The sequence below is a fragment of the Enterobacter quasimori genome (genome assembly GCF_018597345.1).
GTDB lineage: Bacteria > Pseudomonadota > Gammaproteobacteria > Enterobacterales > Enterobacteriaceae > Enterobacter > Enterobacter mori.
The window spans coordinates 333440-356148 of record NZ_JAHEVU010000001.1 but is presented as its reverse complement, the minus strand read 5'-3'; the positions used below and the strand labels follow the sequence as shown (position 1 = coordinate 356148).

Annotated in this window: 25 protein-coding genes; 13 read left to right on the top strand and 12 right to left on the bottom strand. The window is 56.8% G+C overall.

Going from position 1 to position 22709, the window contains the following annotated elements:
• Positions 1–6: 6 nt before the first annotated feature.
• The 5 genes from urtB to zinT are packed head-to-tail and all read left to right on the top strand — an operon-like array spanning position 7 to position 4850.
• Positions 7–1581: an urea ABC transporter permease subunit UrtB gene (gene urtB, locus KK102_RS01660; protein WP_216356797.1), complete on the top strand. Its 1575-nt coding sequence runs from the start codon at positions 7–9 to the stop codon at positions 1579–1581.
• Positions 1581–2654: an urea ABC transporter permease subunit UrtC gene (urtC, locus tag KK102_RS01655; RefSeq protein WP_010431075.1), complete on the top strand. Its 1074-nt coding sequence runs from the start codon at positions 1581–1583 to the stop codon at positions 2652–2654. Before urtB ends, urtC begins: the two co-directional genes overlap by 1 nt.
• The gene (gene urtD / locus KK102_RS01650) at positions 2654–3451 is read left to right on the top strand and encodes an urea ABC transporter ATP-binding protein UrtD (protein WP_126544656.1); all 798 of its coding nucleotides are present in this window, start codon (positions 2654–2656) and stop codon (positions 3449–3451) included. Before urtC ends, urtD begins: the two co-directional genes overlap by 1 nt.
• 9 nt (positions 3452–3460) lie before the next feature.
• Entirely contained in the window at positions 3461–4159 is a 699-nt protein-coding gene (gene urtE / locus KK102_RS01645) for an urea ABC transporter ATP-binding subunit UrtE (RefSeq protein WP_216356796.1), read from the top strand.
• Positions 4160–4211: 52 nt separating this feature from the next.
• Positions 4212–4850 (top strand): metal-binding protein ZinT, encoded by a 639-nt coding sequence (zinT, locus tag KK102_RS01640; protein ID WP_126544658.1) that lies wholly within the window; start codon positions 4212–4214, stop codon positions 4848–4850.
• A 47-nt stretch (positions 4851–4897) separates the two neighbouring features.
• On the opposite strand, the gene ydeE is transcribed toward zinT, so the two are convergent.
• Complete coding sequence (ydeE, locus tag KK102_RS01635) at positions 4898–6091, bottom strand: efflux MFS transporter YdeE (protein WP_126544659.1); 1194 nt, start codon at positions 6089–6091, stop codon at positions 4898–4900.
• Between the two features lie 193 nt (positions 6092–6284).
• Here ydeE and eamA point away from each other — a divergent pair, with 193 nt between their 5' ends.
• Positions 6285–7184, top strand: coding sequence for an O-acetylserine/cysteine exporter (eamA, locus tag KK102_RS01630; RefSeq protein WP_216356795.1), 900 nt, complete (start codon positions 6285–6287; stop codon positions 7182–7184).
• 37 nt (positions 7185–7221) lie between these two features.
• Here the strand turns inward: eamA and marB are convergent, their stop codons facing one another.
• The 3 genes from marB to marR are packed head-to-tail and all read right to left on the bottom strand — an operon-like array spanning position 7222 to position 8307.
• Positions 7222–7440 (bottom strand): multiple antibiotic resistance protein MarB, encoded by a 219-nt coding sequence (gene marB, locus KK102_RS01625; protein WP_010431092.1) that lies wholly within the window; start codon positions 7438–7440, stop codon positions 7222–7224.
• Between the two features lie 31 nt (positions 7441–7471).
• Positions 7472–7852, bottom strand: coding sequence for an MDR efflux pump AcrAB transcriptional activator MarA (gene marA, locus KK102_RS01620; RefSeq protein WP_001303241.1), 381 nt, complete (start codon positions 7850–7852; stop codon positions 7472–7474).
• Between the two features lie 20 nt (positions 7853–7872).
• A complete protein-coding gene (gene marR / locus KK102_RS01615) occupies positions 7873–8307 on the bottom strand; it encodes a multiple antibiotic resistance transcriptional regulator MarR (protein ID WP_010431103.1) in 435 nt (144 codons plus the stop codon).
• Between the two features lie 256 nt (positions 8308–8563).
• Between marR and KK102_RS01610 the strand changes: the two genes are divergently transcribed.
• Positions 8564–9229 (top strand): MarC family NAAT transporter, encoded by a 666-nt coding sequence (locus KK102_RS01610; protein ID WP_010431105.1) that lies wholly within the window; start codon positions 8564–8566, stop codon positions 9227–9229.
• A 95-nt stretch (positions 9230–9324) separates the two neighbouring features.
• Here KK102_RS01610 and KK102_RS01605 read toward each other — a convergent pair whose 3' ends face one another.
• Positions 9325–10521: a sugar transporter gene (locus KK102_RS01605; protein ID WP_126544661.1), complete on the bottom strand. Its 1197-nt coding sequence runs from the start codon at positions 10519–10521 to the stop codon at positions 9325–9327.
• A gap of 171 nt (positions 10522–10692) precedes the next feature.
• Between KK102_RS01605 and KK102_RS01600 the strand changes: the two genes are divergently transcribed.
• Positions 10693–11481, top strand: a complete 789-nt coding sequence (locus tag KK102_RS01600; protein ID WP_126544662.1) for a PhzF family phenazine biosynthesis protein — start codon at positions 10693–10695, stop codon at positions 11479–11481.
• Between the two features lie 19 nt (positions 11482–11500).
• Entirely contained in the window at positions 11501–12292 is a 792-nt protein-coding gene (locus tag KK102_RS01595; RefSeq protein WP_126544663.1) for a PhzF family phenazine biosynthesis protein, read from the top strand.
• On the opposite strand, the gene KK102_RS01590 is transcribed toward KK102_RS01595, so the two are convergent.
• The 6 genes from KK102_RS01590 to KK102_RS01565 form a co-directional block, all read right to left on the bottom strand.
• Positions 12289–12966 carry an SDR family NAD(P)-dependent oxidoreductase gene (locus KK102_RS01590; RefSeq protein WP_216356794.1) on the bottom strand — a complete coding sequence of 226 codons (678 nt, stop codon included), beginning with the start codon at positions 12964–12966 and terminating at the stop codon, positions 12289–12291. The genes KK102_RS01595 and KK102_RS01590 overlap by 4 nt on opposite strands.
• Before the next feature lies 1 nt (position 12967).
• Complete coding sequence (locus KK102_RS01585; RefSeq protein WP_216356793.1) at positions 12968–13438, bottom strand: NanQ anomerase/TabA/YiaL family protein; 471 nt, start codon at positions 13436–13438, stop codon at positions 12968–12970.
• Positions 13435–14601: a sialidase family protein gene (locus tag KK102_RS01580; RefSeq protein WP_216356792.1), complete on the bottom strand. Its 1167-nt coding sequence runs from the start codon at positions 14599–14601 to the stop codon at positions 13435–13437. The genes KK102_RS01585 and KK102_RS01580 overlap by 4 nt, the downstream gene beginning before the upstream one ends.
• A gap of 1 nt (position 14602) precedes the next feature.
• Positions 14603–16015 (bottom strand): sodium:solute symporter family protein, encoded by a 1413-nt coding sequence (locus tag KK102_RS01575; RefSeq protein WP_126544667.1) that lies wholly within the window; start codon positions 16013–16015, stop codon positions 14603–14605.
• A gap of 76 nt (positions 16016–16091) precedes the next feature.
• A complete protein-coding gene (locus tag KK102_RS01570; RefSeq protein WP_108417482.1) occupies positions 16092–16976 on the bottom strand; it encodes a dihydrodipicolinate synthase family protein in 885 nt (294 codons plus the stop codon).
• Positions 16977–16993: 17 nt separating this feature from the next.
• Positions 16994–18139, bottom strand: coding sequence for an iron-containing alcohol dehydrogenase (locus tag KK102_RS01565; RefSeq protein ID WP_216356791.1), 1146 nt, complete (start codon positions 18137–18139; stop codon positions 16994–16996).
• 173 nt (positions 18140–18312) lie between these two features.
• Here KK102_RS01565 and dtnK point away from each other — a divergent pair, with 173 nt between their 5' ends.
• The 4 genes from dtnK to KK102_RS01545 all read left to right on the top strand — a co-directional run bounded on the left by dtnK (position 18313) and on the right by KK102_RS01545 (position 21826).
• Positions 18313–19530: a D-threonate kinase gene (dtnK, locus tag KK102_RS01560; RefSeq protein WP_216356790.1), complete on the top strand. Its 1218-nt coding sequence runs from the start codon at positions 18313–18315 to the stop codon at positions 19528–19530.
• Positions 19523–20509 (top strand): D-threonate 4-phosphate dehydrogenase, encoded by a 987-nt coding sequence (locus KK102_RS01555; RefSeq protein WP_126544670.1) that lies wholly within the window; start codon positions 19523–19525, stop codon positions 20507–20509. Before dtnK ends, KK102_RS01555 begins: the two co-directional genes overlap by 8 nt.
• A 1-nt stretch (position 20510) precedes the next feature.
• The gene (locus tag KK102_RS01550) at positions 20511–21272 is read left to right on the top strand and encodes a DeoR/GlpR family DNA-binding transcription regulator (RefSeq protein ID WP_126544671.1); all 762 of its coding nucleotides are present in this window, start codon (positions 20511–20513) and stop codon (positions 21270–21272) included.
• Between the two features lie 71 nt (positions 21273–21343).
• Entirely contained in the window at positions 21344–21826 is a 483-nt protein-coding gene (locus KK102_RS01545; protein ID WP_126544672.1) for a GNAT family N-acetyltransferase, read from the top strand.
• On the opposite strand, the gene ptrR is transcribed toward KK102_RS01545, so the two are convergent.
• Positions 21780–22658, bottom strand: a complete 879-nt coding sequence (gene ptrR / locus KK102_RS01540; protein WP_010431127.1) for a putrescine utilization regulator PtrR — start codon at positions 22656–22658, stop codon at positions 21780–21782. The two genes, KK102_RS01545 and ptrR, sit on opposite strands and share 47 nt — an antisense overlap.
• Positions 22659–22709 lie beyond the last annotated feature (51 nt).

The window sequence follows — 22709 nt, the reverse complement described above, 5'->3', positions numbered from 1 at the left end:
AACGTCATGAACGCCATGCGCATGTTCATCGCTCTTGTATGGCTTACCGGACTGCTGCCAGGGATGGCGCAGGCATCGGATGCCGATAACTTTGTTGCTGCGAGCCGCACGCAGCAAGCAGCAATGCTGACCGCGTGGGCGGCTTCACCGGATGCGGCAAGGATGCCGCTGCTTCAGGCACTGCAAGCTGAAAGCCTGTTTATCGACGGCCAGAAGCATGCCTTTGCCAGGCACGGCGGCGAGATGGTGCCGCTCGGGGCGGCAACGGCGGCAGAAGGGCCAACCAAAGCCGTACGCCTGACCAACCGACTGCGTGTGCTGGCGGCGACTGCCCTGGCGACACATCAACTCATAAGTGACAACGTCACCGAAAGGCGCGACGCAGCCCGGCAGCTCCAGCGGGATACCCTGCCAGATATGCTCGGTTTTCTGCAAAAACAGGTCAGTCTCGAAACGGATGACGTGACGCGGCAGTCGCTGCTGCTGGCGCTGGCGAACCTCCAGCTTGCCAGTCCTCAGGCGGAGACCCGTCTTCAGGCTATTGAACTGCTGGGTCAATCCGACGACCCGGACGTGCAGGCAAAAATCACGCCGTTTACCCAACCGCAGACGGAGCCGGATGCGAAGGTGCGTGCGGCGGCCGCCGAGAGCCTGAGCCGCATTCAGCATCGTCTGATGTGGGGAGACCTGCTTGGGCAAGCGTTTATGGGGCTTTCGCTGGGCTCTGTCCTGCTGCTGGCTGCGCTGGGGCTGGCAATCACCTATGGTCTGCTTGGCGTCATCAACATGGCCCACGGTGAAATGTTGATGTTAGGGGCGTATGCCACCTGGATGGTGCAGCAGGTGATGGCGCAATTTCTGCCCCAGTGGCTGGCGCTTTATCCGGTTATTGCGCTGCCCGTGGCATTTTGCCTGACGGCGGGCATCGGGATGATTCTCGAGCGCACGGTGATCCGCCATCTTTACGGCCGTCCACTGGAAACGCTGCTGGCGACATGGGGGATAAGCCTGATGCTTATCCAACTGGTACGCATGACGTTCGGGGCACAAAACCTGGAGGTGGCAAACCCGTTCTGGCTTTCCGGAGGCGTGCAGGTGTTCGCCAACCTGACGCTGCCGTGGAACCGTATCGTGGTGCTGGGCTTTGTGCTGCTGGTGCTGTTCTTCACCTGGCTGATTCTGAACAAAACCCGTCTTGGCCTGAACGTCCGCGCGGTGACCCAAAACCGCAGCATGGCTGCCTGCTGCGGAGTGCCTACCGGGCGCGTCGACATGCTGGCGTTTGGGCTGGGGTCCGGCATTGCCGGTCTGGGCGGCGTGGCGCTTTCCCAGTTGGGGAACGTCGGGCCGGAGCTGGGTCAGGGCTACATTATCGACTCGTTCCTGGTGGTGGTGCTGGGCGGCGTGGGCCAGCTGGCCGGCAGCGTGGCGGCGGCGTTTGGCCTCGGGATTTTCAACAAAATCCTCGAACCGCAGATGGGTGCGGTACTCGGCAAAATCCTGATTCTGGTGGCGATCGTTCTGTTTATTCAGAAACGCCCTCAGGGACTCTTTGCCTTAAAAGGGAGGGTTACTGACTGATGAGCCAGCCGCTTACCTTAACGATGGCGCGTAAAGCGCCGCGCACGACTCAGATTGCGGGCAGCCTGCTGGTGGCGTGTCTGCTGATCTTACCGTTTTTCGCGTTGCTGCCCGCCACGCATCCCCTGGCGCTATCGACCTGGATGCTGACGCTGATTGGCAAGATCCTCTGCTATGCCATCGTGGCCGTTGCGCTCGATCTGGTGTGGGGATACGCAGGCATGCTCTCGCTGGGACACGGCATTTTCTTTGCCCTTGGCGGCTATGCGATGGGCATGTACCTGATGCGCCAGGCGGCGGGGGACGGTCTGCCTGCGTTCATGTCCTTTCTCTCCTGGAGCGAGCTGCCGTGGTTCTGGTGGGGCACCCAGCACTTTGCCTGGGCGCTGGTCCTGATTGTGATGGTTCCGGGATTGCTGGCGCTGGTGTTTGGCTGGTTTGCCTTCCGCTCAAAAATCAAAGGGGTCTATTTTTCCATCATGACCCAGGCGCTGACCTACGCGGGCATGCTGCTGTTCTTTCGTAACGAAACCGGTTTTGGCGGTAATAACGGCTTTACCGGTTTTACGACCCTGCTCGGATTCCCGGTGACGGAGACCGCCACGCGCATCGCGCTGTTTCTGGCGACCGTGTTGCTGCTGATTCTGGCATTAGGCACAGGATTTGCGCTGGCGAAAAGCAAGTTTGGCCGCATCCTGACGGCGGTGCGTGACGCGGAAAACCGGTTGACGTTCTGCGGTTACGATCCGCGCGGGTTCAAGCTGCTGGTGTGGACGCTGTCCGCGGTGCTGTGCGGTCTGGCGGGAGCGCTGTACGTCCCGCAGGTGGGCATTATCAACCCTGGCGAAATGTCGCCGACCAACTCGATTGAAGCCGCGATCTGGGTGGCGCTGGGCGGGCGCGGCACGCTGGTCGGTCCGGTGATCGGCGCGGCGCTGGTGAACGGTGCCAAGAGCTTCTTCACCGTCGCGATGCCGGAATACTGGCAGCTGTTTCTCGGGCTGATTTTCATCGCCGTCACGCTGTTCTTGCCGCGCGGCGTCTACGGCCTGTTGCGTAAGGGGGAGAAATAATGCAGCCATCTGACGGATTATTCACCCGGCAGCTGCCGGGTGACCGCTACCGGGAACAGACCGATCCCGTGTTGCAGCTTGAGGCCATCAACGTCAATTTTGACGGCTTTCAGGCGTTGACGGATCTCTCGCTCAATATTGGCGTGGGCGAACTGCGCTGCGTGATTGGGCCTAACGGCGCGGGCAAAACGACGTTAATGGACGTCATCACCGGCAAAACGCGGCCTCAAAGCGGCAAAGCGCGCTATGACCAGTCTGTCGATCTGACCCTGCTCGATCCCGCCGCCATTGCCCGGCAGGGGATCGGGCGTAAATTCCAGAAACCCACGGTATTCGAAGCGCTGACGGTGTGGGAAAACCTCGAAATCGCAATGAAAACCGACAAATCCGTCTGGGCGAGTCTGCGGGCAAAGCTAAACGGCGAACAGGTCGATCGCATTGATGAAATGCTGGTGCTTCTGCGGCTCAGCAGCGAGCGCGACCGCCGCGCCGGGCTGCTTTCTCACGGGCAAAAACAGTTTCTGGAGATCGGTATGCTGCTGGTGCAGGATCCGCATCTGCTGCTGCTGGACGAGCCCGCCGCCGGAATGACGGACGCGGAAACCGAATACACCGCAGAACTGTTCAGAACGCTGGCGGGCAAACACTCTCTGATGGTGGTGGAACATGACATGGGGTTTGTGGAAACCATCGCCGACCGGGTGACGGTGCTGCATCAGGGGCGCGTGCTGGCAGAAGGCTCGCTTCGTGAGGTACAGGCCAACGAGCAGGTGATTGAAGTCTATCTGGGACGCTAAGGAGCCGTAATGCTACAGGTTAACGAACTGAATCAATACTACGGCGGCAGCCATATTCTGCGCGGCGTGAGCTTTCAGGCTCTTAGTGGCGAGGTCACCTGCCTTCTGGGGCGCAACGGCGTCGGTAAAACCACGCTGCTGAAGTGTCTGATGGGGCTGATCCCGGCGAAAAGCGGTGACATCGTCTGGCAGGGCAAGAAAATCACCCACAGCAAGCCGCACCAGCGGGTGCACGCTGGCGTGGCGTATGTCCCGCAGGGGCGCGAGATTTTCCCGCGCTTAACCGTTGAAGAGAATCTGCTGCTGGGGCTGTCACGCTTTTCCGCCCGCGACGCGAAGCAGGTGCCGGATGAGATCTGGCAGCTGTTTCCGGTGTTAAAAGAGATGAAGCACCGCCGCGGGGGCGATCTCTCGGGGGGACAACAGCAACAGCTGGCGATAGGACGCGCGCTGGCAAGTCGGCCCCAGCTTCTGATCCTCGATGAGCCGACGGAGGGCATTCAGCCATCGGTTATCAAAGAGATTGGACAGGTGATCCGCTCGCTGGCGGATCGCGGCGATATGGCGATTCTGCTGGTTGAGCAGTTTTATGACTTTGCCGCCGAGCTGGCCGACAGCTATCTGCTGATGTCGCGCGGCACCATTATTCAGCAGGGGCGTGGTGAAAATATGGAGCAGGAGGGCGTTCGCGGACTGGTTGCGATCTGAAATGTTATAATATAACATTATCATTCTTATAAAACGGAATGAGGGTTTTGTTTTGGCTGCACATATTGGAAAAATTGCCATGACTCTGGGGGCGCTGCTGGTCAGCGGCCAGCTGTTTGCCCATTCGCACGGTCACCAGATGACCGAGGCGGAACAGAAGGCGGCGAACGGCGTGTTTGAGGATAAAGACGTGAAGGACAGAAAGCTGTCGGACTGGGACGGCACCTGGCAATCCGTCTATCCGTTCCTGTTGGACGGTTCGCTCGATCCGGTATTTAAGAAGAAAGCGGAGAAGGACCGCAAATCCGTTGAGGCGGTGAAAGCCTATTACCGTACGGGCTACGCAACGGACGTGGGATCTATCGGCATCGAAAATAATGTGATGGAATTCCACCAGGGGGAAACGGTGAGACGCTGTCACTATGACTACAGCGGTTACAAAATCCTGACCTATGCCTCAGGCAAAAAAGGCGTTCGCTATCTGTTTGAGTGCAAGGATGCCAGCAGCCAGGCACCGAAGTTTGTTCAGTTCAGCGACCATATCATTGGACCGAAAGCCTCTTCACACTTCCATCTTTTCATGGGCAATACCTCCCATGAGGCGCTGCTGAAAGAGATGGATAACTGGCCGACGTACTACCCGAACGAGATGTACAAAGAACAGGTGGTTGAAGAGATGTTGCACCACTAGCTTTTGCCTGAGCCGGGTGGCGGCTTCGCCTTACCCGGCCTACATGGTTACGCGACTTTGGGCGCGTCGCACCACGCTTTCACGCTCATCCCACGCAAAATCATCAGCCAGGCAATGACGATGGCGGCCATCATAATCACAAACAATGACCAGTGCGGCAGATGGGTCAGGATGAGCCCGGTGATCATCGGGTTCGCCGCCGCGCCCAGCCAGCCCAGCGCCTGGGCGGAGAAATAGCTCGCCTTCATTCCCGGCGGGGCGATGTTGTCGATCAGCATATATTCCCCCGGTGCATAGATAATCTCCCCGAGGGTAAAGATCGCGGCAGCGATGCCCCAGTAAACCAGGTTTTCACCGGAGAGCATAAACCCGCCCAGACCCACGATGAAAAACAGGGTGGCAATGGTCATCAGCGGGCGAATGTTGCTGGCTGAAATTTTACGCCCGAGGGCGTATTGCAGCGTCACCACCACGGCCGCGTTGACGGGGAGCACCACGGCCACCACTTTTTCAGCGAAATCACCGTCCGCGTGCGCGGCAAGCACATACTGTGAAATGCAGGTTGCAAACGATCCCCCGACGTAAGACGCGAGCAGACCAGACAGCGTGTACCAGAACAGGGCGCGGTCCTTCAGCAATACCGACGGTTGCCATGGCGCCTTTTCTTCAGCGGTATCTAACGCAACGCTTTTCTGTACAAAGAAATGGATAAAGCCGAGCGGCAGTGCGGCGCAAAAGGCCGCCAGCCAGAACGGGAGCTGCAGGCTGTACATCACCAGCAGGGTTCCAAGCGGTGGTCCGATCGTCCAGCCTATGTTCAGGAAGCTGTAGTTCAGGGAGAAGACGCGGGCTTTCTCGCTTGAGGTCAGCACATCCGCAAACCAGGCTTTGAGTACCGTTGAAAAAACCGAGTAGGCGCAGTTGATCAGCGCAAAAAACAGCACCACCAGCGTGACGTTATTAACCAGCGGAATGGCCACAAACCCCGCAATAAACGCCACAATGGCGATCAGCATATAGCGCTTTTTATCAAACTTATCGGCGAGAATGCCAAACCCTAAGCTGAACACGACGCCAATGGTCAGCGCAATGGTCAGCGCATAACCGATATTCTCGACGCTCATGCTGTACGCGCGCGTGAGATAAATGGTCATAAACGGCAGCGTTGCCCCTCGACCGATTGTTAATAACAATGACGATGCCAGCAGCGCTGCGGTAGAGCGCCTGAGAGATGGTTTCATATTCCTGCCCGACAAATGCTTATGCTTTTTTTGTTGTGTCATAAAAGGAGTATCACGACATAAGGGGCTTGTATAGCGCCTAATTTATCCGTAAGTGCTTCGCCTGACTGCCAGAATTAATGATCTTCTCGTGGTGCTATTTTTTCTGTTACCTTGAAGTGTTAACAAATTATTAATAATTCAGGGGCAGGGTATGACGCGTAAAGACGGGCTGCTGGCGTTGCTGGTGGTCGTAGTGTGGGGGCTTAATTTTGTGGTCATCAAGCTGGGGTTGCACAATATGCCCCCGCTGATGCTGGCAGGTTTACGTTTTATGCTGGTGGCGTTCCCGGCGCTCTTTTTCGTGGCGCGTCCGAAAATCCCTCTGAAACTGCTGCTGGGCTACGGCCTGACCATCAGTTTCGGGCAATTTGCGTTCCTCTTCTGTGCCATTAAATTCGGCATGCCCGCCGGTCTGGCCTCGCTGGTTCTGCAGGCGCAGGCGTTCTTTACCATCATTCTCGGCGCGTTTGTATTTGGTGAGCGTTTACAGGGTAAACAGCTGGCGGGGATCACGCTGGCGGTGTTTGGCGTGCTGGTGCTGATTGAAGCCAGCCTGAACGGCCAGCATGTGGCCCTGCTGGGCTTTATGCTCACGCTGGCGGCGGGGCTGAGCTGGGCCTGCGGAAACATCTTCAACAAGCTGATTATGCAGCATGAAGCGCGTCCGGCGGTGATGTCTCTGGTGGTGTGGAGTGCGCTAATCCCGATTATCCCGTTTCTGGCGGCATCGTTTATTCTGGACGGCCCGGACATGATGCTAAAAAGCCTGGTCGAGATCGATCTGACGACTATCCTGTCGCTGATTTATCTGGCGTTCGTCGCCACGATTATCGGCTATGGCATTTGGGGGTCGCTGCTGGGTCGCTATGAAACCTGGCGGGTGGCGCCGCTGTCTCTGCTGGTACCCGTGGTGGGGCTGGCCAGCGCGGCGTTGCTGCTGGATGAAAAGCTCAGCGCGCTGCAGCTCTTTGGCGCGGTGCTGATCATGGGTGGACTCTACATCAACGTGTTTGGTTTTCGCGTGCGTCGGGCGACGCGGGTACGGAGTTAGGGCACAAAAAAGCCCCGCAAACGCGGGGCAAAACGAATCAGAAGCCGTGCTGATTGTAATACGGCACGCCTAATTCGTCGGATTTGTCGCTACCAGCCCCCATATGGTTGAAATCAAAAGGTGACTGGTCATGTGCTGACGGCAAAATCATCGTGTCACGATTATTTTGCTGCGTTGCACTGGGCGTTTGCTCCGCGAAGGTCTGGCTGGAAAACAGCACCAGCAAGGCGAGGGCGGCGGAGACGGTAACTTTCATGATTTCCTCGGTACGTCTTTACAGGCGTTGTTTAACTACAGTGTTTTAACGGATACAGATATCGGGATTCACCCGGCATGCTGGTGATACGATACTTATGAGGCGGCACATCAAAGTAGTTCTTAAACGTGCGCGTCAGGGTTTGTTGCGATTCAAATCCGTAACGCTCCGCCAGATAAAGGATCGGCTCATTACTTTCTTTCAGTTTTTGGGCAATCTCCGTCAGCTTGCGGCTGCGAATATATTGACCTAATGAATGACCGGTCTCTTTTTTGAACATCCGTTGCAGGTGCCATTTTGAGTACCCTGAACGCTCTGACACTTTTTCAAGGGAGAGCGGCGATTCCAGGTTGTCCTCGATCCAGTCCAAAATGCTATGAATGGTGATAGCGTCAGTATTGCGTCTGGACATCGTCATACCTCTTTTTCTGTTTACGGCAGTATTTTCTTAAGCAAAAGCTCAAGCGTTGCCACTTCATCTGCCGTTAAGTTTTTTGTTAGTTCCTGATGCAGTGTTTGTCCTACGAGTTGATGACATTGCTCACACATGGCCGCGCCGTCGCTGGTCAGTTTGATCAGCACGCCGCGTTTGTCATTCGGGTTAGGGCTTCGTTCTATCCATCCTTTGCAGACGAGACGATCCAGCATGCGGGTTAACGCACCCAGATCGACAGAGAGCACCTTTTTCAGCTCAACCGGCGTGATACACACTTCGCAGCGAATGGAACACAGCACTTTGAACTGTGTTGCGGTGATATCCAGCGGTGACAGATAGTCATTGAGCAGGCGATCTTTTTTCTGGTTAACCATGTGAATAAGACGGCCCAGTGGAATGATGTCGTTAAAGAGATCGCTGGTGCTTTTCACAATGGTTGCCCTGGCAAGTAGTTTAGTCACGGCAGATATTATTGCTCAGGCAAGTATAAGTCAACTGAATGAATCGACGGATGCCACGAATTGCTAAAACGTTTCATGAACTTTTTTTGAGTGCTTTCAAATCATATACATAACGCAGGGTTATCTTTGCAGTGAGAAAATAATGGTTACGTTGTGGTCATGGCTGAATGTCACACTTTCACCCTATAATTGCGGGGATGAATATGGATAAGGACAACGACGCACTATGTTGGATTTGATTAAAGCAATTGGCCTCGGGCTGGTGGTGTTGCTGCCGCTGGCGAACCCGTTAACGACGGTGGCGCTGTTTCTGGGGCTGGCAGGGAACATGAACAGCGCAGAGCGAAATCATCAGTCGATGATGGCCTCTGTCTATGTGTTTGCCATCATGATGGTGGCTTACTACGCCGGGCAGCTGGTGATGAACACCTTTGGGATTTCGATTCCCGGCCTGCGTATCGCCGGGGGGCTGATTGTGGCCTTTATTGGGTTCCGTATGCTGTTCCCCGCGCAAAAAGCGCATGAATCACCGGAAGCGGCCAGCAAATCCGAAGAGCTGGAAACAGAGCCCAGCGCGAATATTGCTTTTGTCCCGTTAGCGATGCCGAGTACGGCGGGGCCGGGAACGATTGCGATGATCATCAGCTCCGCCTCAACGGTGCGTGATAGCTCCACCTTCCCGGACTGGGTGCTGACGGTTGCGCCACCGCTGATTTTCGCGCTTATCGGTATTATCGTGTGGGCGTCGCTGCGCAGTTCCGGCGCGATTATGCGCTGGGTAGGAAAGGGCGGGATTGAAGCGATTTCCCGTCTGATGGGCTTCCTGCTGGTGTGTATGGGCGTGCAGTTTATTATTAACGGCGTGCTGGAAATTATTAAGACCTATCATTGAGGTCATTGCCGGGTGGCGGCTTCGCCTTACCCGGCCTACAAAAAGACGGATTTCGTAGGCCGGGTAAGCGCAGCGCCACCCGGCACAAACAAACCTCACCCGTGCTGACCCTGTTCCTCGAGCGCCACCGGCCATTTGCGGAAGATCAGCAGCGACCAGATAAGCGCCACCAGCGCAGGGATCGCCCCGAGATAGCCAATCGCCGACATCGACACGTGCAGGCTAATCTGATTTCCCACCAGCGCGCCCGCGCCAATCCCCAGATTGAAAATCCCCGAGAACAGCGACATCGCGACGTCCGTGGCATCCGGTGCCAGCGCCAGCACTTTCACCTGCATGCCCAGACCGATAATCATGATTGCTACGCCCCAAAACAGGCTGAGGATCGCCAGATGGCTTTCGCTGCCCGCGGCAGGCATCAACAACAGCAGGCACGCCAGCAGCAGGCCAATGGCGCTGCTCACCAGCGTAGACGCATGCTGGTTGCCGAGCTTACCAAACAAAATACTGCCGATAATGCCCGCGCCGCCCAGAATCAGCAGCAGAACCGTGGCGAAATTGGCGCTAAAGCCCGCCACAACCTGCACAAACGGCTCAATGTAGCTGTAGGCCGTGTAATGGGCGGTTACCACAATCACCGTAAGCAAATAAATGCTCATCAGCGCCGGGCGACGCATCAACAGCGGCAGGCTTTTCAGCGAGCCGGAATGTTCGCTCGGCAATGCTGGCAGCAGCTTGATGAGGCAGACCAGCGTGATCAGCGCCCCCATGCCGATGGCAAAGAAGGTGGTACGCCAGCCGAAGTATTGCCCAACAATGCGGCCAATCGGCAGGCCGAGCACCATCGCCAGCGCGGTACCGGTGGCAATCAGGCTCAGCGCCTGCGCGCGTTTCCCCGCCGGTGCCAGGCGAATAGCGAGCGACGCGGTAATCGACCAGAACACCGCGTGGGCAAAGGCAATACCGATGCGGCTAACGACCAGCACCGTAAAATTCCACGCCATAAATGACAGCACATGGCTGGCGATGAAGACCACAAACAGGCCAATCAGCAGCTTTCGCCGCTCCATCTGGCTGGTCAGCAGCATAAACGGCAGCGACATCAGCGCCACCACCCAGGCGTAGATGGTCAACATAATGCCCACCTGCGCCGTCTCCATCTGGAAGCTGTCGGCTATGTCAGACAGCAGCCCAACCGGAACAAATTCAGTGGTATTGAAAATAAACGCAGCGATGGCGAGCGTGACCACACGTAGCCACGCGACCCTGCGGGAAACCGTGTTTGTTGTCATAAAGATGTCTGGGATTGATTAACGATGAGGAGACGATCTTAAAGCTTTAAACGGCGAAAACTCAACCATAATGTGACCTTAATCACAAAATTTACCGTGCCACAGCGGTAGCGGCGGGCGAGGTTTTCCGTGAAGATAAAGAACAACACAACGATAACAGGCGGTAAGTCGATGCAGGAGATTGATTTTTATCTGGTAGATGCGTTTAGTGATACCTCATTTGGTGGCAATCCGGCGGCGGTTTGCCCGCTTAAGGCATGGCTACCGGATGAGACGTTACTCAGCATGGCGCAGCAGCATAACCAGTCCGAAACCGCGTTCTTCGTGTGCAGTAAAGGCGGGATTGAGCTGCGCTGGTTTACCACCTTAACCGAGGTCAATCTCTGCGGACACGCAACGCTTGCCGCTGCGTATGTGCTGTTTAACGAGCTGGACTACCCGGACTCGCGCATTCACTTTGAGACCGCCTCGGGCCGCCTGACGGTCAGCCGGGAAGGTGACTGGATGACGCTCGATTTCCCGGCCAGTCCGACGCAGGAATTGACCCCGCCGCCAGAGATGCTCGCCGCGCTGGGGATCAACCGCTACGTTGAGGCCCGAAAGGGGCGCGCCTGGGTGGTGGTGCTGGAAAATCGTGAGCAGGTGGAAGCCGTGACGCCAAACTATTCCGCGATGACGCCAGGTGAACACAAGGTTGCCGTCACCGCGCGTGGGGAGGGTGAGTACGATTTCGTCAGCCGCTTCTTCTCTCCGGGGGTTGCCGTACCTGAAGATCCTGTCACCGGCTCTGCGCATACGATGCTCATTCCTTACTGGAGTGAAACGCTGGGAAAAACGACGCTGTTTGCGCGTCAGGTTTCGGCCCGTGGCGGTGATGTGCGCTGCGAACTGAAAGGCTCGCGCGTGATGATGAGCGGCCAGGCATCATTATATTTGAAAGGCACAGTATTTCTGCGCTAGAAAAAAAGAGGAAGAGACCATGCAGGAAATTGATTTTTATCTGGTAGATGCCTTCAGCGACAGGGCGTTCGGTGGTAATGCGGCGGCGGTTTGCCCGCTGGAAGAGTGGCTTCCGGATGAGACGCTGCTCAACATGGCGAAGCAGCATAACCAGTCGGAAACGGCCTTCTTCGTGCGTACGGATAACGGCTTTGAGCTGCGCTGGTTTACCACGCTTGATGAAATTAACCTCTGCGGACATGCCACGCTGGCGGCGTCCCACGTCATTTTTGAATATCTCGATTACCCGCATACCGAAATCACCTTCTCGACGCGTTTTGTTGGCGACCTGACGGTGAAGCGCAACGGAGACTGGCTGACGCTCAATTTCCCGGCATGGTCGACGGAGGTTGTCGACAATCCGCCCGCGTTACTCTTTAGCGCGCTGGGCATCAGCGGTGCACAAGAGATCCGCGCAGGGCGCGATTACATGGTAGTGCTGGAAAGCCAGCAGCAGGTGGAAGCCTTAACGCCGGATATCGCGGCAATGATCCCGCTGGATAAAATGGTCTGCGTCACGGCGCCGGGGGACGCGTATGACTTTGTCAGCCGCTTCTTCTGTCCGGGTGAAGGCGTGCCGGAAGATCCGGTGACGGGATCGGCGCACAGCATGTTGATTCCGTACTGGAGCGAAAAACTGGGTAAAACGTCACTGAATGCCCGCCAGGTATCAGCCCGTGGCGGGGATCTGCGCTGCGAGTTAAAGGGCGACCGCGTGCTGATTGGCGGGCAGGCGACGCTGTATCTGAAAGGGCGGATCTTTTTGCGCTAGCTGAGCGATGCGCCGCCGCAGATCGCAATCTCTTGCCCGGTAATGGCGGCGGCCTCTTCGCTCAACAGGAAGTTGACCAACCCGGCGACCTCTTCTGGCCTGATAAGCCTCCCTAACGGCGGACATTTCGGCGGGGAGGTTTCCCGCCCCGGCGAACTGAGCATTGGCGTTTGGGTGGCTCCGGGAGCGACCACGTTCGCGGTAATCCCTCGTGGGGCCAGTTCGGCGGCCCAGCTTCTGATCATCCCAACCATTGCCGCTTTGGTGGCGACATACTGGGAACGTCCGGCTGCGCCGCGTGACGTTCTGCTGCCTATCGCCACCAGCCGTCCTCCGGACGCCATGCGGGGTGCGAAGTGGTTAAACAGTACTTCACACGCCTGCACGTGCAGTCGCCAGAGTGTGTCACCCGTAGCAGACTCCAGCAGCCCCAGAGGCGCGGCAGCCATCATTCCGGCAGCATGGATCACCGCGTGAGGCGGAGGGAGGGGCTGTAATAGGGCCATCAGCGCATCAGGCTTGCTGATATCAACGCTCAGACTGGTGAAGTTGGGTGTTTCCAGCGTGACGGGGCGTCGGCTTAGTCCGGTCACCTGCCAGCCTTCAGCCAGCAGACGTTTAACGATCGCCTCACCAATGCCCGAGCTGGCTCCGGTAACGACAGCATGGCGCATCTCAAACCTCCAGCATCGTGCGGGGAATTTTGAATACCGCTTTACGCACCGTCATGGGCGACACGGCAGCACACAGCGCCTGATGGGGCTCACCAGGGTAAAAGACGGCAAAATCACCCGCGCCGAGACGGATAGCGACGCTGTGTTCAGCGGTGGAGGCAATAAACAGATCTGGCTTGCGCTCTTCATCACCCGGCCGCCCGATGGGAAGTGCTCCGGCGTGAATATATTCTTCGCCTGCTAACACAACCTGAATATCTGCCCACTGGTGATGGTACTCCGTGTGCCGCTCGATACGCGGCTGCGTCCTGGCAGGCCCGATATGGCAAAACCAGTCGCTATTCTCCGGTTGCCAGCGACCATCAGCGCGCGCCATAAGAGCCGGAAGCGTGCACTCCGGGCGGGAAAGCAGGGCGTATAACGCCGACGGTAGCCCTGCCAGTGGCAGGGCGTTGAGATGCCCGATAATCATATTAGCCCCTTGACCCATTCTGGCGTCACCCGCACGTATTTGATGGCCTGACGGAAGTAGGTGTAAGCGATATGAATATTGCCTTCCGATCCCTGTTTGATGCTGGGATAGGAAAATTCGCGATTGAGTTTTTCCATGGAGTTGTTGGTCATACAGTAACCGTCCCCCTCGTCCAGGTTACGCTGCCACGGCCAGCTTTTCCCGCCGTCCGGCGAAATGGCGACGGTCATCGGCGCACGCGGCGCACCCCAGAAGGCAGCACGACCGCGGGTAACGACCGGCTCTTTACGGTCATCACCATCATCAATTTCATCGTAGAGAGACGCCCGGCGCTCAAGCGCACCGGCGGCGCTCATGTGATTGAACACCAGCGCCAGTTCACCGCTCGAAAGCGTCGTTACCTGAATGGAGGAGTTGTTATTGGGTAGCGCCGTCGGCTCCGGTACGGACCAGCTTTCGCCGCCGTCCGTTGACTGGCTGTAATAAATATTGTCCGCCCAGCGGCTGCGGAACAGCGCCACCAGGGTGCCGTTGTGAAGCGGGGTAATATTCATATGCACGCAGCCCAGGCTTTCGGGCACCACAACATCACGCCAGGTTTTTCCGCGATCCTCCGAGATTTTCACCGCGCTGATATCGTCGTTACCTACCCATTTCTCCCCCGGCCGTGTACGGCAGTAAAACACCGGTAGCAGCCAGTTGCCGTTTTCCAGCACCACTATCGGCTGGCGGATAAAGGTGCCCGGTTTATCGAGAAGAGTATCAATCTCGCCCCAGGTTTGGCCCAAATCCAGTGACTGGCGATAGCGCACAATCGCCGTGTCCTGATTGCCGGAAATCTGGGCGGTCCACAGCAGCCACAGCACGTTGTCCGGGGCAAGGAAGAGGACCGGGTTTTGCTCAGAGCGCGTCGCGTCGTCAGAGAGTTTAACCGCGTCGCTCCACTGCTGGCTGCCCTGTGTCAGGCGTGAACCCCATACGGAGATATCCGCAATCCCTTCCTGCGTCCCCCCGAACCAGACGCACATCAGCGCGCCATCTGGCAATGGCAGCAGGTTTGCCGCATGGTTTTGTGGGCAAGAGGAAGGCAGCATGGCTGTCTCCATGTGAATGTCCTGCGGGTGCGGACGAACAATCCCGTCGCGGGTTACGGTTACAGACATATCAAACTCCATTATTTTCTGCAGGGGTGGGCGCTTTTGCGTTCGCTTTTCCCGGAATAAGCCGCTCTATCACCATGATGACGGCTGGGGTCAGCAGAGCGATATACATATTGTTTATACCAAACGGATCGCCAAGCAGATACCAGACCGACGTGACGACGCAGGCACCAATTAGGCCAGCGTTAGCCCCACGGGTGCTGCGGAAGAACGGGGCGTAGAAGGCGATAACGGCCACCACGGAAATCGACAGGCGAATGGCGCGGGTAAAGAACGAGAGCTTCAGGACTTCAGGCACCAGCAGAACAAAAATCAGCGGCAGGAAGCCAATCAGCAGTGAGATCCAGCGGGTTGCCTTAAATTCCTGCTCAGGCGTCGGGTTGCGCATCGGCACGTAAAAGTCTTTAACCACCAGGGAGGCGATAGCCAGCGCAACGGTACTGACGCTGACGAAAATAGACGCCACCAGAGAGGTGGTGACCAGACCGGCCAGCCACGGGTTCATATCCTGCAGGAAAATCGGCATCGCATACAGGCTGTCGATCTCCGGGTGCAGGTATTTAGCCGCCACGCCGATTACCGCGATGGCCAGCGCAATCGGCAGACAGAAGAAGAACGCGACCCAGGTTGAACGTTTGGCCGATTTCACGTCTTTGGTGGAGGAGATGGCCTGAATCACAAACTGGGTACAGAAGATGGAACCAATGGTGCCGATGAGCCATGCGAAAATGGTCGACGCGCCGATATTGCCATCCCAGGTCCAGTAGAAGTCCGGCATGTTTTCAACCATTGGCGCGAAGCCGCCCGTCTTAGACAGCGCGAAGCCCATGATGACCAGAATGCCGAAGTATTTCAGCGCACTGTGCAGCACCGTCACCCACGCCACACCCTTCATGCCGCCAAAGGCGAAATAGAAGGTGCTGACGATAGCGGTAATAAACGCCGCAACGGGCAAATTGACCTTCAATACGGTGGAGATGGCCGCCGCACCGCTGACGTAGTTCCCTACGTTAACCAGCAGAAGGGCGTAGATCATGATGATGGAGATAATATTTTTGGTGCTGTTACCGTACTTTTCGGCAATGGCCCCGGAGATGGTGATTTTCCCTGTGTTATAGATGCGCTTGACGAGCAACAGACCAAACAGCGGAAAGCCAATCGCCGCACCGATGACGGACCAGGAGGCCGCAAACCCGTCTTCAAACGCGGCCTGCGCCGTGCCGATAGTGGATTTTGCGCCGATATATTCAGACATGAGCAGGATCCCGACAATAAATGCTGGCATTGCGCGGGAGCCTTCCATGAAATCACCGGAGTTTTTACTGCGGATCCGGAAGGTTAGCCAGGTCGTGAACAGAATGTAGACAATCACTATGCCGACAATGATTAGGGTATCTTCAGCGGTAAAATTATTCATCTTTGCCTCTCTTCAGGGCGAGTGAATCCTGGGCACCTCAGGCACCCGGTATTCTTATTGACGAAACTGACGCCGGTTAATTCAGTGACGCTGTCACTATCTGGCGTATCTGTTGCAGCTGTTGCGCGTTAAACGCCACGGCGTATCGGCTTTCTCCAACGTCTTCTCCCATAATCTGCAGCGCTTTTTTGACTGCGGCGGGGGAAAACGCGACGCTGTATAACTCCGTGCGAAGCTGGGTGACGCTTTCCTGAGCCCGGCGGGAACCGTCGATGTCACCCGCATTAAAGCGTGACCAGATGGCGTTAATGGCCGCCGGTGCGACGTTCGCCAGTCCGGAAATACAGGCGGAGCAGCCATCGACAAAGCCCTGGTGAATCAGCGAATCGGGGCCGTTCAGCACGTCGAATCCGTCAATGTCTTTCACCGCATTGAGGAATCCGCTCAGGCTCTCGTAACTACCGGCACTGTCTTTAATACCGATAATATTGGGATGCTCCGCCAGCGCGCGAGCGGTGTCGGGCTCAATGGTGTTACCGGTTCTCGCTGGAATGTTGTAGAGATAAATCGGCACGCTCAGCGCATCGGCAATAGCCGTATAGTGCGTGATTAGCTCGTCTTGCTTTAGGGGAACAAAGTAAGGGGTAATGACCGATACGGCATCCACACCCAGTGAGGCGATCTGTTTGCCAAGACGGATGGTCTGGCGGGTGGATATTTCTCCTGCGTGGGCCACAACGGGCGCGCGTCCCGCCACGGTTTCCACGCAGTGCCGGGTGACGGCGAGTTTTTCTTCTTCGCTCAACACGAAAAACTCGCCGTTGGTCCCTCCGCAAAAGATGCCATTACCGGCATCCAGCTGACGCGCTATCTGCCGCGTGAGTCCCGGTAAGTTCAGGTCGCCGTCCGCGTCAAAGGGGGTGACGATAGCCGTCAGTACGCCCTTTATGGTGTTACGCATTTCTCACTCCTTCGATATTAATGTTGGGGAAACAGTGTCCGATAGATTGCCTGCACCTCGTCACGGTCTGGCTGACAGGGGGCATTATTCATTAAGCGTTTAACGTTAAGCGCGGCCTCACTGAGGGAAGCAATGTCTTCTCGCGGTACGCCCAGCGTCTCAAGGTTATCCGGCAGGTTGAGGCGGCGAACCAGCGCGGCAAAGTACGTCACCAGCGCGTGGGATTTGTCCTCGTCCGACAGGGTAGTATCCGCGCCGGGCACGAGATCCCAGACCTGAGCAAACTTTGTCACCGCATGGGGGCGCACTACGCGTATGCACGGTGCCAGCAGAATGGCGTTAGCCACGCCGTGCGGCAGGTGATATTTCCCGCCGAGAGGATAGGAAAGGGCGTGAACCAGGTGCGTGCCTGCATGCGCAATGGCAACCCCGCCGTAGTAAGACGCCCACAGCATCTCCAGCTTCGCCAGCAGATTACCCGGTTCGGCGCAGGCTGTTTCAATGTTGTTCAGCAGCTTAGACAGTCCCGTCAGCGCGGCGTTATCGCTGACCGGGTTGGCAACCGTTGACGTGAAACACTCAATCAGGTGGCACAGCGCATCAATACTCGTCGACGAGGCGATGTGTGCGGGCATGCTGGTAGTGAGTTCAGGCAGGAGCGCAACGTAATCCGGCAGCAGCACGGGGGAGATGATCCCCACTTTCGTATTCTGTTCCGGTATCGCCAGAATTGCGTTTGGCGTGGCTTCGGAGCCAGTACCGGCCGTAGCGGGGATCAGCAAGGAGGAAATCCGCGCTGCGGGTTTTGTCCCGGCCAGCAGGGTATCCAGCCCCGGGGACTGAGGATGACACAGTACGGAGAGTAACTTTGCGACGTCCAGCACGCTGCCGCCCCCGATCCCCACGATCAAATCGAACTTGCAAGACGTTAACCCGCCGAGCACCTGGCTGACATCGTGGTGCGAAGGTTCCGGCGGCACGTTATCAATAATCGTGATGCTGCGATTGTCCTCTTCAAGAAGGGTCCGGATCTGCTTTGCTGCCTCCAGACGTGAAATATTGCCGTCTGTGACCAGCAAAATGTGTGCTTTACCGTTAAGCAGCGGTCTGATGGCGGGAATAGCGCCAGCGCCGCTGATAATTGTGCTGTTGATGGTTACCACATTCTTCTCCTGTCCTGGTGGTCATGATTGATTTCGCTCAAATCAGATCAGTCATGGTCATCGTGTGGCTAAATTTATAATTTATTCGCAAACTGATTAACTTGATCTTGCTCACATATAATCAATCATGATTGAATATAATCATTAACAGGATGAACGGACCCGGAGTGGGGATGAAAACAAACGATCTGTACAGAGAGGTGGTGGTCGTCGCAGATGACTTTACCGGCGCAAACGATGCGGGCGTCAGCCTGGCGCTTCGCGGGAAAAAGGTCTGCGTGGCGTTCCAGACAGTTTCTACTGAACCCACTGATGCGCTGGTTATCAATACCGAATCACGGGCGCTGGGGGCATCAGAGGCGGCTGAAAAAATTGCGCGGCTCGGGGCGGATGTCGTGAACGCGCGGTGGCTGATTAAAAAGGTTGATTCCACGCTGCGCGGGAACGTGGGCGCTGAAACCGCTGCCCTTCAGGCACTGAGCGGTAAACGGCAGATCGTCATTGCGCCAGCGTATCCCGCGGCCGGGCGCATTACGCGGCACGGCCAGTGTCTGGTGGACGGCATCCCGGTAAATGAAACCGAATTTGCCAGCGACCCGAAAACGCCGGTGCCTTCTGCTGACATTGTTGATCTCTTCTTCGGACTGGCGGGCAAATCCGTGACCGTACACGACCTGGAAACCGCGCTGGCGCAAGGGGATGGCGTGCTGATTGTGGATGCAGAGACGGAGGGGGAGCTGGATGCCGTTATTGCCGCCGCGCTGACCTGCGAGCAGACGCCGCTGTTGGTGGGATCGGCCGGGTTGTGCGATGCGCTGGCACGCCATCTTGCGCCGGTCCGGCGCAAACAGCTGCTGGCTGTCGTTGGCTCGATGAGTGAAATCGCGCAGCGTCAGATTGCGTTTGCGCTTAACGCACCTGGCGTGTCGCGGGTATTCATTGATGTTAACGACATGCTTAACGGCACAACGGCAGACGCATTCATCCGAATCATTCAGGCGCTTCAGGCGGGTCATCACTGCATTGTGCAGACCTGTTCGGATCGGGAGTCCCGACATCGCGTTGAGGATATTTGCAGCCAACATCGAATGACCCGCGCGGCGCTGGGTGAAAAGATTTGTACTTATCTGGGAATGCTGACCCGCGAAGTGCTGGAAAAGCAGGCACCGGATGCGCTGTACGTTTCAGGTGGCGATGTGGCGATGGCCGTTGCCTGCGCGCTTGAGGCACAAGGTTTTGAGATTACGGGACGCATTGCACAGTGCGTACCTTACGGCAGATTTTTGGGTTGTGCCTGGCATCGGCCGGTGATGACCAAAGCAGGGGGCTTCGGAAAGGAAGAGACGCTGCGTGAGGTTTTGCATTTTATCGAGGAGAGAATGAGTGACTAATATTATTGCTGTAACCATGGGTGACCCGGCGGGTATTGGCCCGGAAATTATTATCAAATCCCTTACTGACGGCGAGTTATCGGGTTCACCTGTTGTCGTGGTAGGCTGCGCCCGTACGCTACAGCGGGTGCTTAAGCAAGGGATCACCGCGCAAGCGGATATGCGTGTGATTGAGAACGTCAGCGATGCGCAGTTCGCGCCCGGTGTGATTAACGTGCTGGACGAACCGCTGGCGGATCCTGATGGGTTAACGCCGGGGGTTGTTCAGGCTCAGGCCGGGGATCTGGCTTATCGCTGCGTGAAGCGAGCCACCGAACTGGCGATGGCGGGTGAGGTAAAGGCAATTGCAACGGCGCCACTCAATAAAGAGGCTCTGCATCTGGCCGGACATCACTATCCGGGCCACACGGAACTGCTGGCACATCTGACCGACAGCAGAGATTACGCCATGGTGTTGTATACCGATCAACTCAAGGTGATTCACATCACCACCCACATCGCGCTGCGCAAATTCCTTGATACGCTCAGTCAGGATCGGGTAAAAACCGTGATCGGTATTGCCGATACCTTCCTGAAACGTGTGGGGATCGATCATCCGCGCATTGCAGTTGCAGGTGTGAACCCGCATGCGGGTGAGAACGGCCTGTTTGGTGATGAAGAGATCAAGATTGTCGGCCCCGCCGTCGAGGCGATGAAAGCGCAGGGGCTAAACGTCACCGGACCTTGTCCGCCGGATACGGTATTTATGCAATGCCACGAAGGAATGTATGACATGGTCGTTGCGATGTATCACGATCAGGGGCATATTCCGTTAAAATTACTCGGCTTCTATGACGGGGTGAATATCACCGCCGGGTTGCCGTTTATCCGTACCTCTGCAGACCACGGCACCGCGTTCGATATTGCGTGGAGCGGCAAAGCGAAGTCTGAGAGCATGACGGTGTCTATCCAGTTGGCTATGCAAATTACACGGGAATGATATGAAGGGATATAACCGGTTAGAGCAGATAATGGATTACCTGAAAGGGCATAATCTGGTGACGGTGGATCAGCTGGTGGCAATCACGGATGCCTCACCGGCGACCATCCGCCGCGATCTGATTAAGCTCGACCAGGAGGGCGTCATTAGCCGTACCCACGGCGGCGTTACCCTTAACCGGTTTATTCCTTCCCAGCCCACGACGCACGAAAAAATGCAGAGGAGTCTGGCGGAGAAACATGCTATCGCCAGTGTGGCGGCCAGCTTTGTTAAGGCGGGAGATGCCGTCGTGCTGGATGCGGGCACCACGATGATTGAACTCGCGCGTCAACTGACGCACCTGCCGCTGCGCGTCATTACCAGCGATCTGCATATTGCGCTGTTTCTCTCGGAATTCAGGCAAATCGAAGTGACGATTATTGGTGGCCGTATCGACGATTCGAGCCAGTCGTGCATCGGTGAACACGGGCGTCGCTTACTGCAAAACGTATGGCCGGACGTGGCTTTCGTCAGCTGTAACGGCTGGGATATAACCCGAGGGATCACCTCGCCAACGGAAGAGAAGGCGGCATTAAAACGCGATTTGATCGCCAACGCTAAGCGCCGCGTACTGCTGGCAGACAGTTCAAAGTACGGCTCCTGGTCGCTGTTTAATGTGGCACATCTGCATACTCTGACGGATATCGTCACGGACAGCAGGCTGGATGAGACGACACAGGCCGAGCTGAGGGCGCTTGATGTCCAACTGACGCTGGCGTCATGACATAAGTTAATACTATGTAGCCCCCTGGCAGGTCTGCGCTATGTTAAAAGAAAAATAGCAAGGAGCCTGCCATGTATTCCATCACCTCTGAGTCTGCCCGTCATCCCGACATCCTTAATCTGATCGCGGCCCTTGACCGCTATCAGAGCGAACTTTACCCCGCCGAAAGCAACCACCTGCTCGATTTGGCTAATCTTCCGGACGCGTCGCTGATTTTAATGATTATTCGCGACCAGCAGCTCAATGCCGTAGGGTGTGGCGCCGTGGTGCTGAGCGGTGACGGCACGGGAGAGATGAAGCGGGTGTATATCGACCCGACGCATCGGGGACAACATCTTGGGGAAAAGCTGCTGGCCGCCCTTGAGGATGAAGCCCTGAGCCGGGAATGCCATACCGTCCGGCTCGAGACGGGGATCAAACAGCATGCCGCTATCCGTCTGTACCAGCAGTGCGGATACGAATTGCGTCCGGCGTTTGCCCCGTACGTCGAAGACCCGCTGAGCCTGTTTATGGAGAAGGCGCTGGTGGTTGACGTTCGTTTAGCAGCGCTATAAAGGCTTCAAGCTGACGGGTCATTGCCCCGCGTCGCCACACCAGCCAGGTGGTGAGCCAGCGCCAGTTTTCCACCAGCGGCCACGCTGCAACCTGATGGTGCCCCGGCATGCTCTCCAGCATGGATCGGGGCATTAATGCGATGCCGGCCCCGGCAATCACGCAGGCGAGCATGCCGTGATACGACTCCATCTCATGAATACGCCCCGGCGTAGCTCTGTCGGCGTGAAACCAGCTTTCCAGATGTCGGCGATAGGAGCAGTTCGCGCGAAAAGCGTAAACATCGCTGCCGCTGACCTGGGTGGCTTTTGAGACTTCAGCATGCCCGGCGGGCGTCACCAGCATCATCTCTTCCCGATAAACCGGCATCCCTTCCAGCTCCGGATGGGATAGCGGCCCGTCAACAAATGCGGCGCTCAGGGTACCTTCCAGTACCCCATCAATCATCGTCCCGGATGGCCCGGTGGACAGTGCAAACTGAATGCGCGGATAGCGCTGGTTAAACTGCGCCAGACTCTCCGGGATGCGCACGGCGGCGGTGCTCTCCAGCGCGCCGAGGGCAAACAGCCCCTGCGGTTCGTCCCCGGCCACCACCATCCGTGCCTCGTCAACCAGCGCCAGGATCTGCCTACTGTAGCGCAGAAAATTATGCCCGGCTGGCGATAAGCGCAAACGCTGGTTCTCGCGGATAAACAGCTCCACGCCGAGATCCGCTTCAAGCTGGCGGATGCGGGTGGTCAGGTTCGACGGCACGCGATGCACCTTCTGCGCCGCCTGGGTGATGCTGCCGGTTAGCGCGACGGCGTTAAACATTTCAAGCTGAGTTAAGTCCATATCGTTCTCGATTCGTGAATAAGGTGGTCAGTATTATTCATTTTTAAGAAA

What these genes read in the sequence shown, in the direction of transcription:
- ptrR (WP_010431127.1), bottom strand. Translation starts at nt 22,658, where the DNA reads ATGGACTTAACTCAGCTTGAAATGTTTAACGCCGTCGCGCTAACCGGC.
- KK102_RS01590 (WP_216356794.1), bottom strand. Translation starts at nt 12,966, where the DNA reads ATGCGCCATGCTGTCGTTACCGGAGCCAGCTCGGGCATTGGTGAGGCG.
- KK102_RS01545 (WP_126544672.1), top strand. Translation starts at nt 21,344, where the DNA reads ATGTATTCCATCACCTCTGAGTCTGCCCGTCATCCCGACATCCTTAAT.
- KK102_RS01585 (WP_216356793.1), bottom strand. Translation starts at nt 13,438, where the DNA reads ATGATTATCGGGCATCTCAACGCCCTGCCACTGGCAGGGCTACCGTCG.
- urtB (WP_216356797.1), top strand. Translation starts at nt 7, where the DNA reads ATGAACGCCATGCGCATGTTCATCGCTCTTGTATGGCTTACCGGACTG.
- KK102_RS01605 (WP_126544661.1), bottom strand. Translation starts at nt 10,521, where the DNA reads ATGACAACAAACACGGTTTCCCGCAGGGTCGCGTGGCTACGTGTGGTC.
- KK102_RS01550 (WP_126544671.1), top strand. Translation starts at nt 20,511, where the DNA reads ATGAAGGGATATAACCGGTTAGAGCAGATAATGGATTACCTGAAAGGG.
- KK102_RS01570 (WP_108417482.1), bottom strand. Translation starts at nt 16,976, where the DNA reads ATGCGTAACACCATAAAGGGCGTACTGACGGCTATCGTCACCCCCTTT.
- marB (WP_010431092.1), bottom strand. Translation starts at nt 7,440, where the DNA reads ATGAAAGTTACCGTCTCCGCCGCCCTCGCCTTGCTGGTGCTGTTTTCC.
- dtnK (WP_216356790.1), top strand. Translation starts at nt 18,313, where the DNA reads ATGAAAACAAACGATCTGTACAGAGAGGTGGTGGTCGTCGCAGATGAC.
- urtD (WP_126544656.1), top strand. Translation starts at nt 2,654, where the DNA reads ATGCAGCCATCTGACGGATTATTCACCCGGCAGCTGCCGGGTGACCGC.
- urtE (WP_216356796.1), top strand. Translation starts at nt 3,461, where the DNA reads ATGCTACAGGTTAACGAACTGAATCAATACTACGGCGGCAGCCATATT.
- marA (WP_001303241.1), bottom strand. Translation starts at nt 7,852, where the DNA reads ATGTCCAGACGCAATACTGACGCTATCACCATTCATAGCATTTTGGAC.
- KK102_RS01580 (WP_216356792.1), bottom strand. Translation starts at nt 14,601, where the DNA reads ATGTCTGTAACCGTAACCCGCGACGGGATTGTTCGTCCGCACCCGCAG.
- KK102_RS01575 (WP_126544667.1), bottom strand. Translation starts at nt 16,015, where the DNA reads ATGAATAATTTTACCGCTGAAGATACCCTAATCATTGTCGGCATAGTG.
- ydeE (WP_126544659.1), bottom strand. Translation starts at nt 6,091, where the DNA reads ATGAAACCATCTCTCAGGCGCTCTACCGCAGCGCTGCTGGCATCGTCA.
- KK102_RS01595 (WP_126544663.1), top strand. Translation starts at nt 11,501, where the DNA reads ATGCAGGAAATTGATTTTTATCTGGTAGATGCCTTCAGCGACAGGGCG.
- KK102_RS01610 (WP_010431105.1), top strand. Translation starts at nt 8,564, where the DNA reads ATGTTGGATTTGATTAAAGCAATTGGCCTCGGGCTGGTGGTGTTGCTG.
- KK102_RS01600 (WP_126544662.1), top strand. Translation starts at nt 10,693, where the DNA reads ATGCAGGAGATTGATTTTTATCTGGTAGATGCGTTTAGTGATACCTCA.
- urtC (WP_010431075.1), top strand. Translation starts at nt 1,581, where the DNA reads ATGAGCCAGCCGCTTACCTTAACGATGGCGCGTAAAGCGCCGCGCACG.
- eamA (WP_216356795.1), top strand. Translation starts at nt 6,285, where the DNA reads ATGACGCGTAAAGACGGGCTGCTGGCGTTGCTGGTGGTCGTAGTGTGG.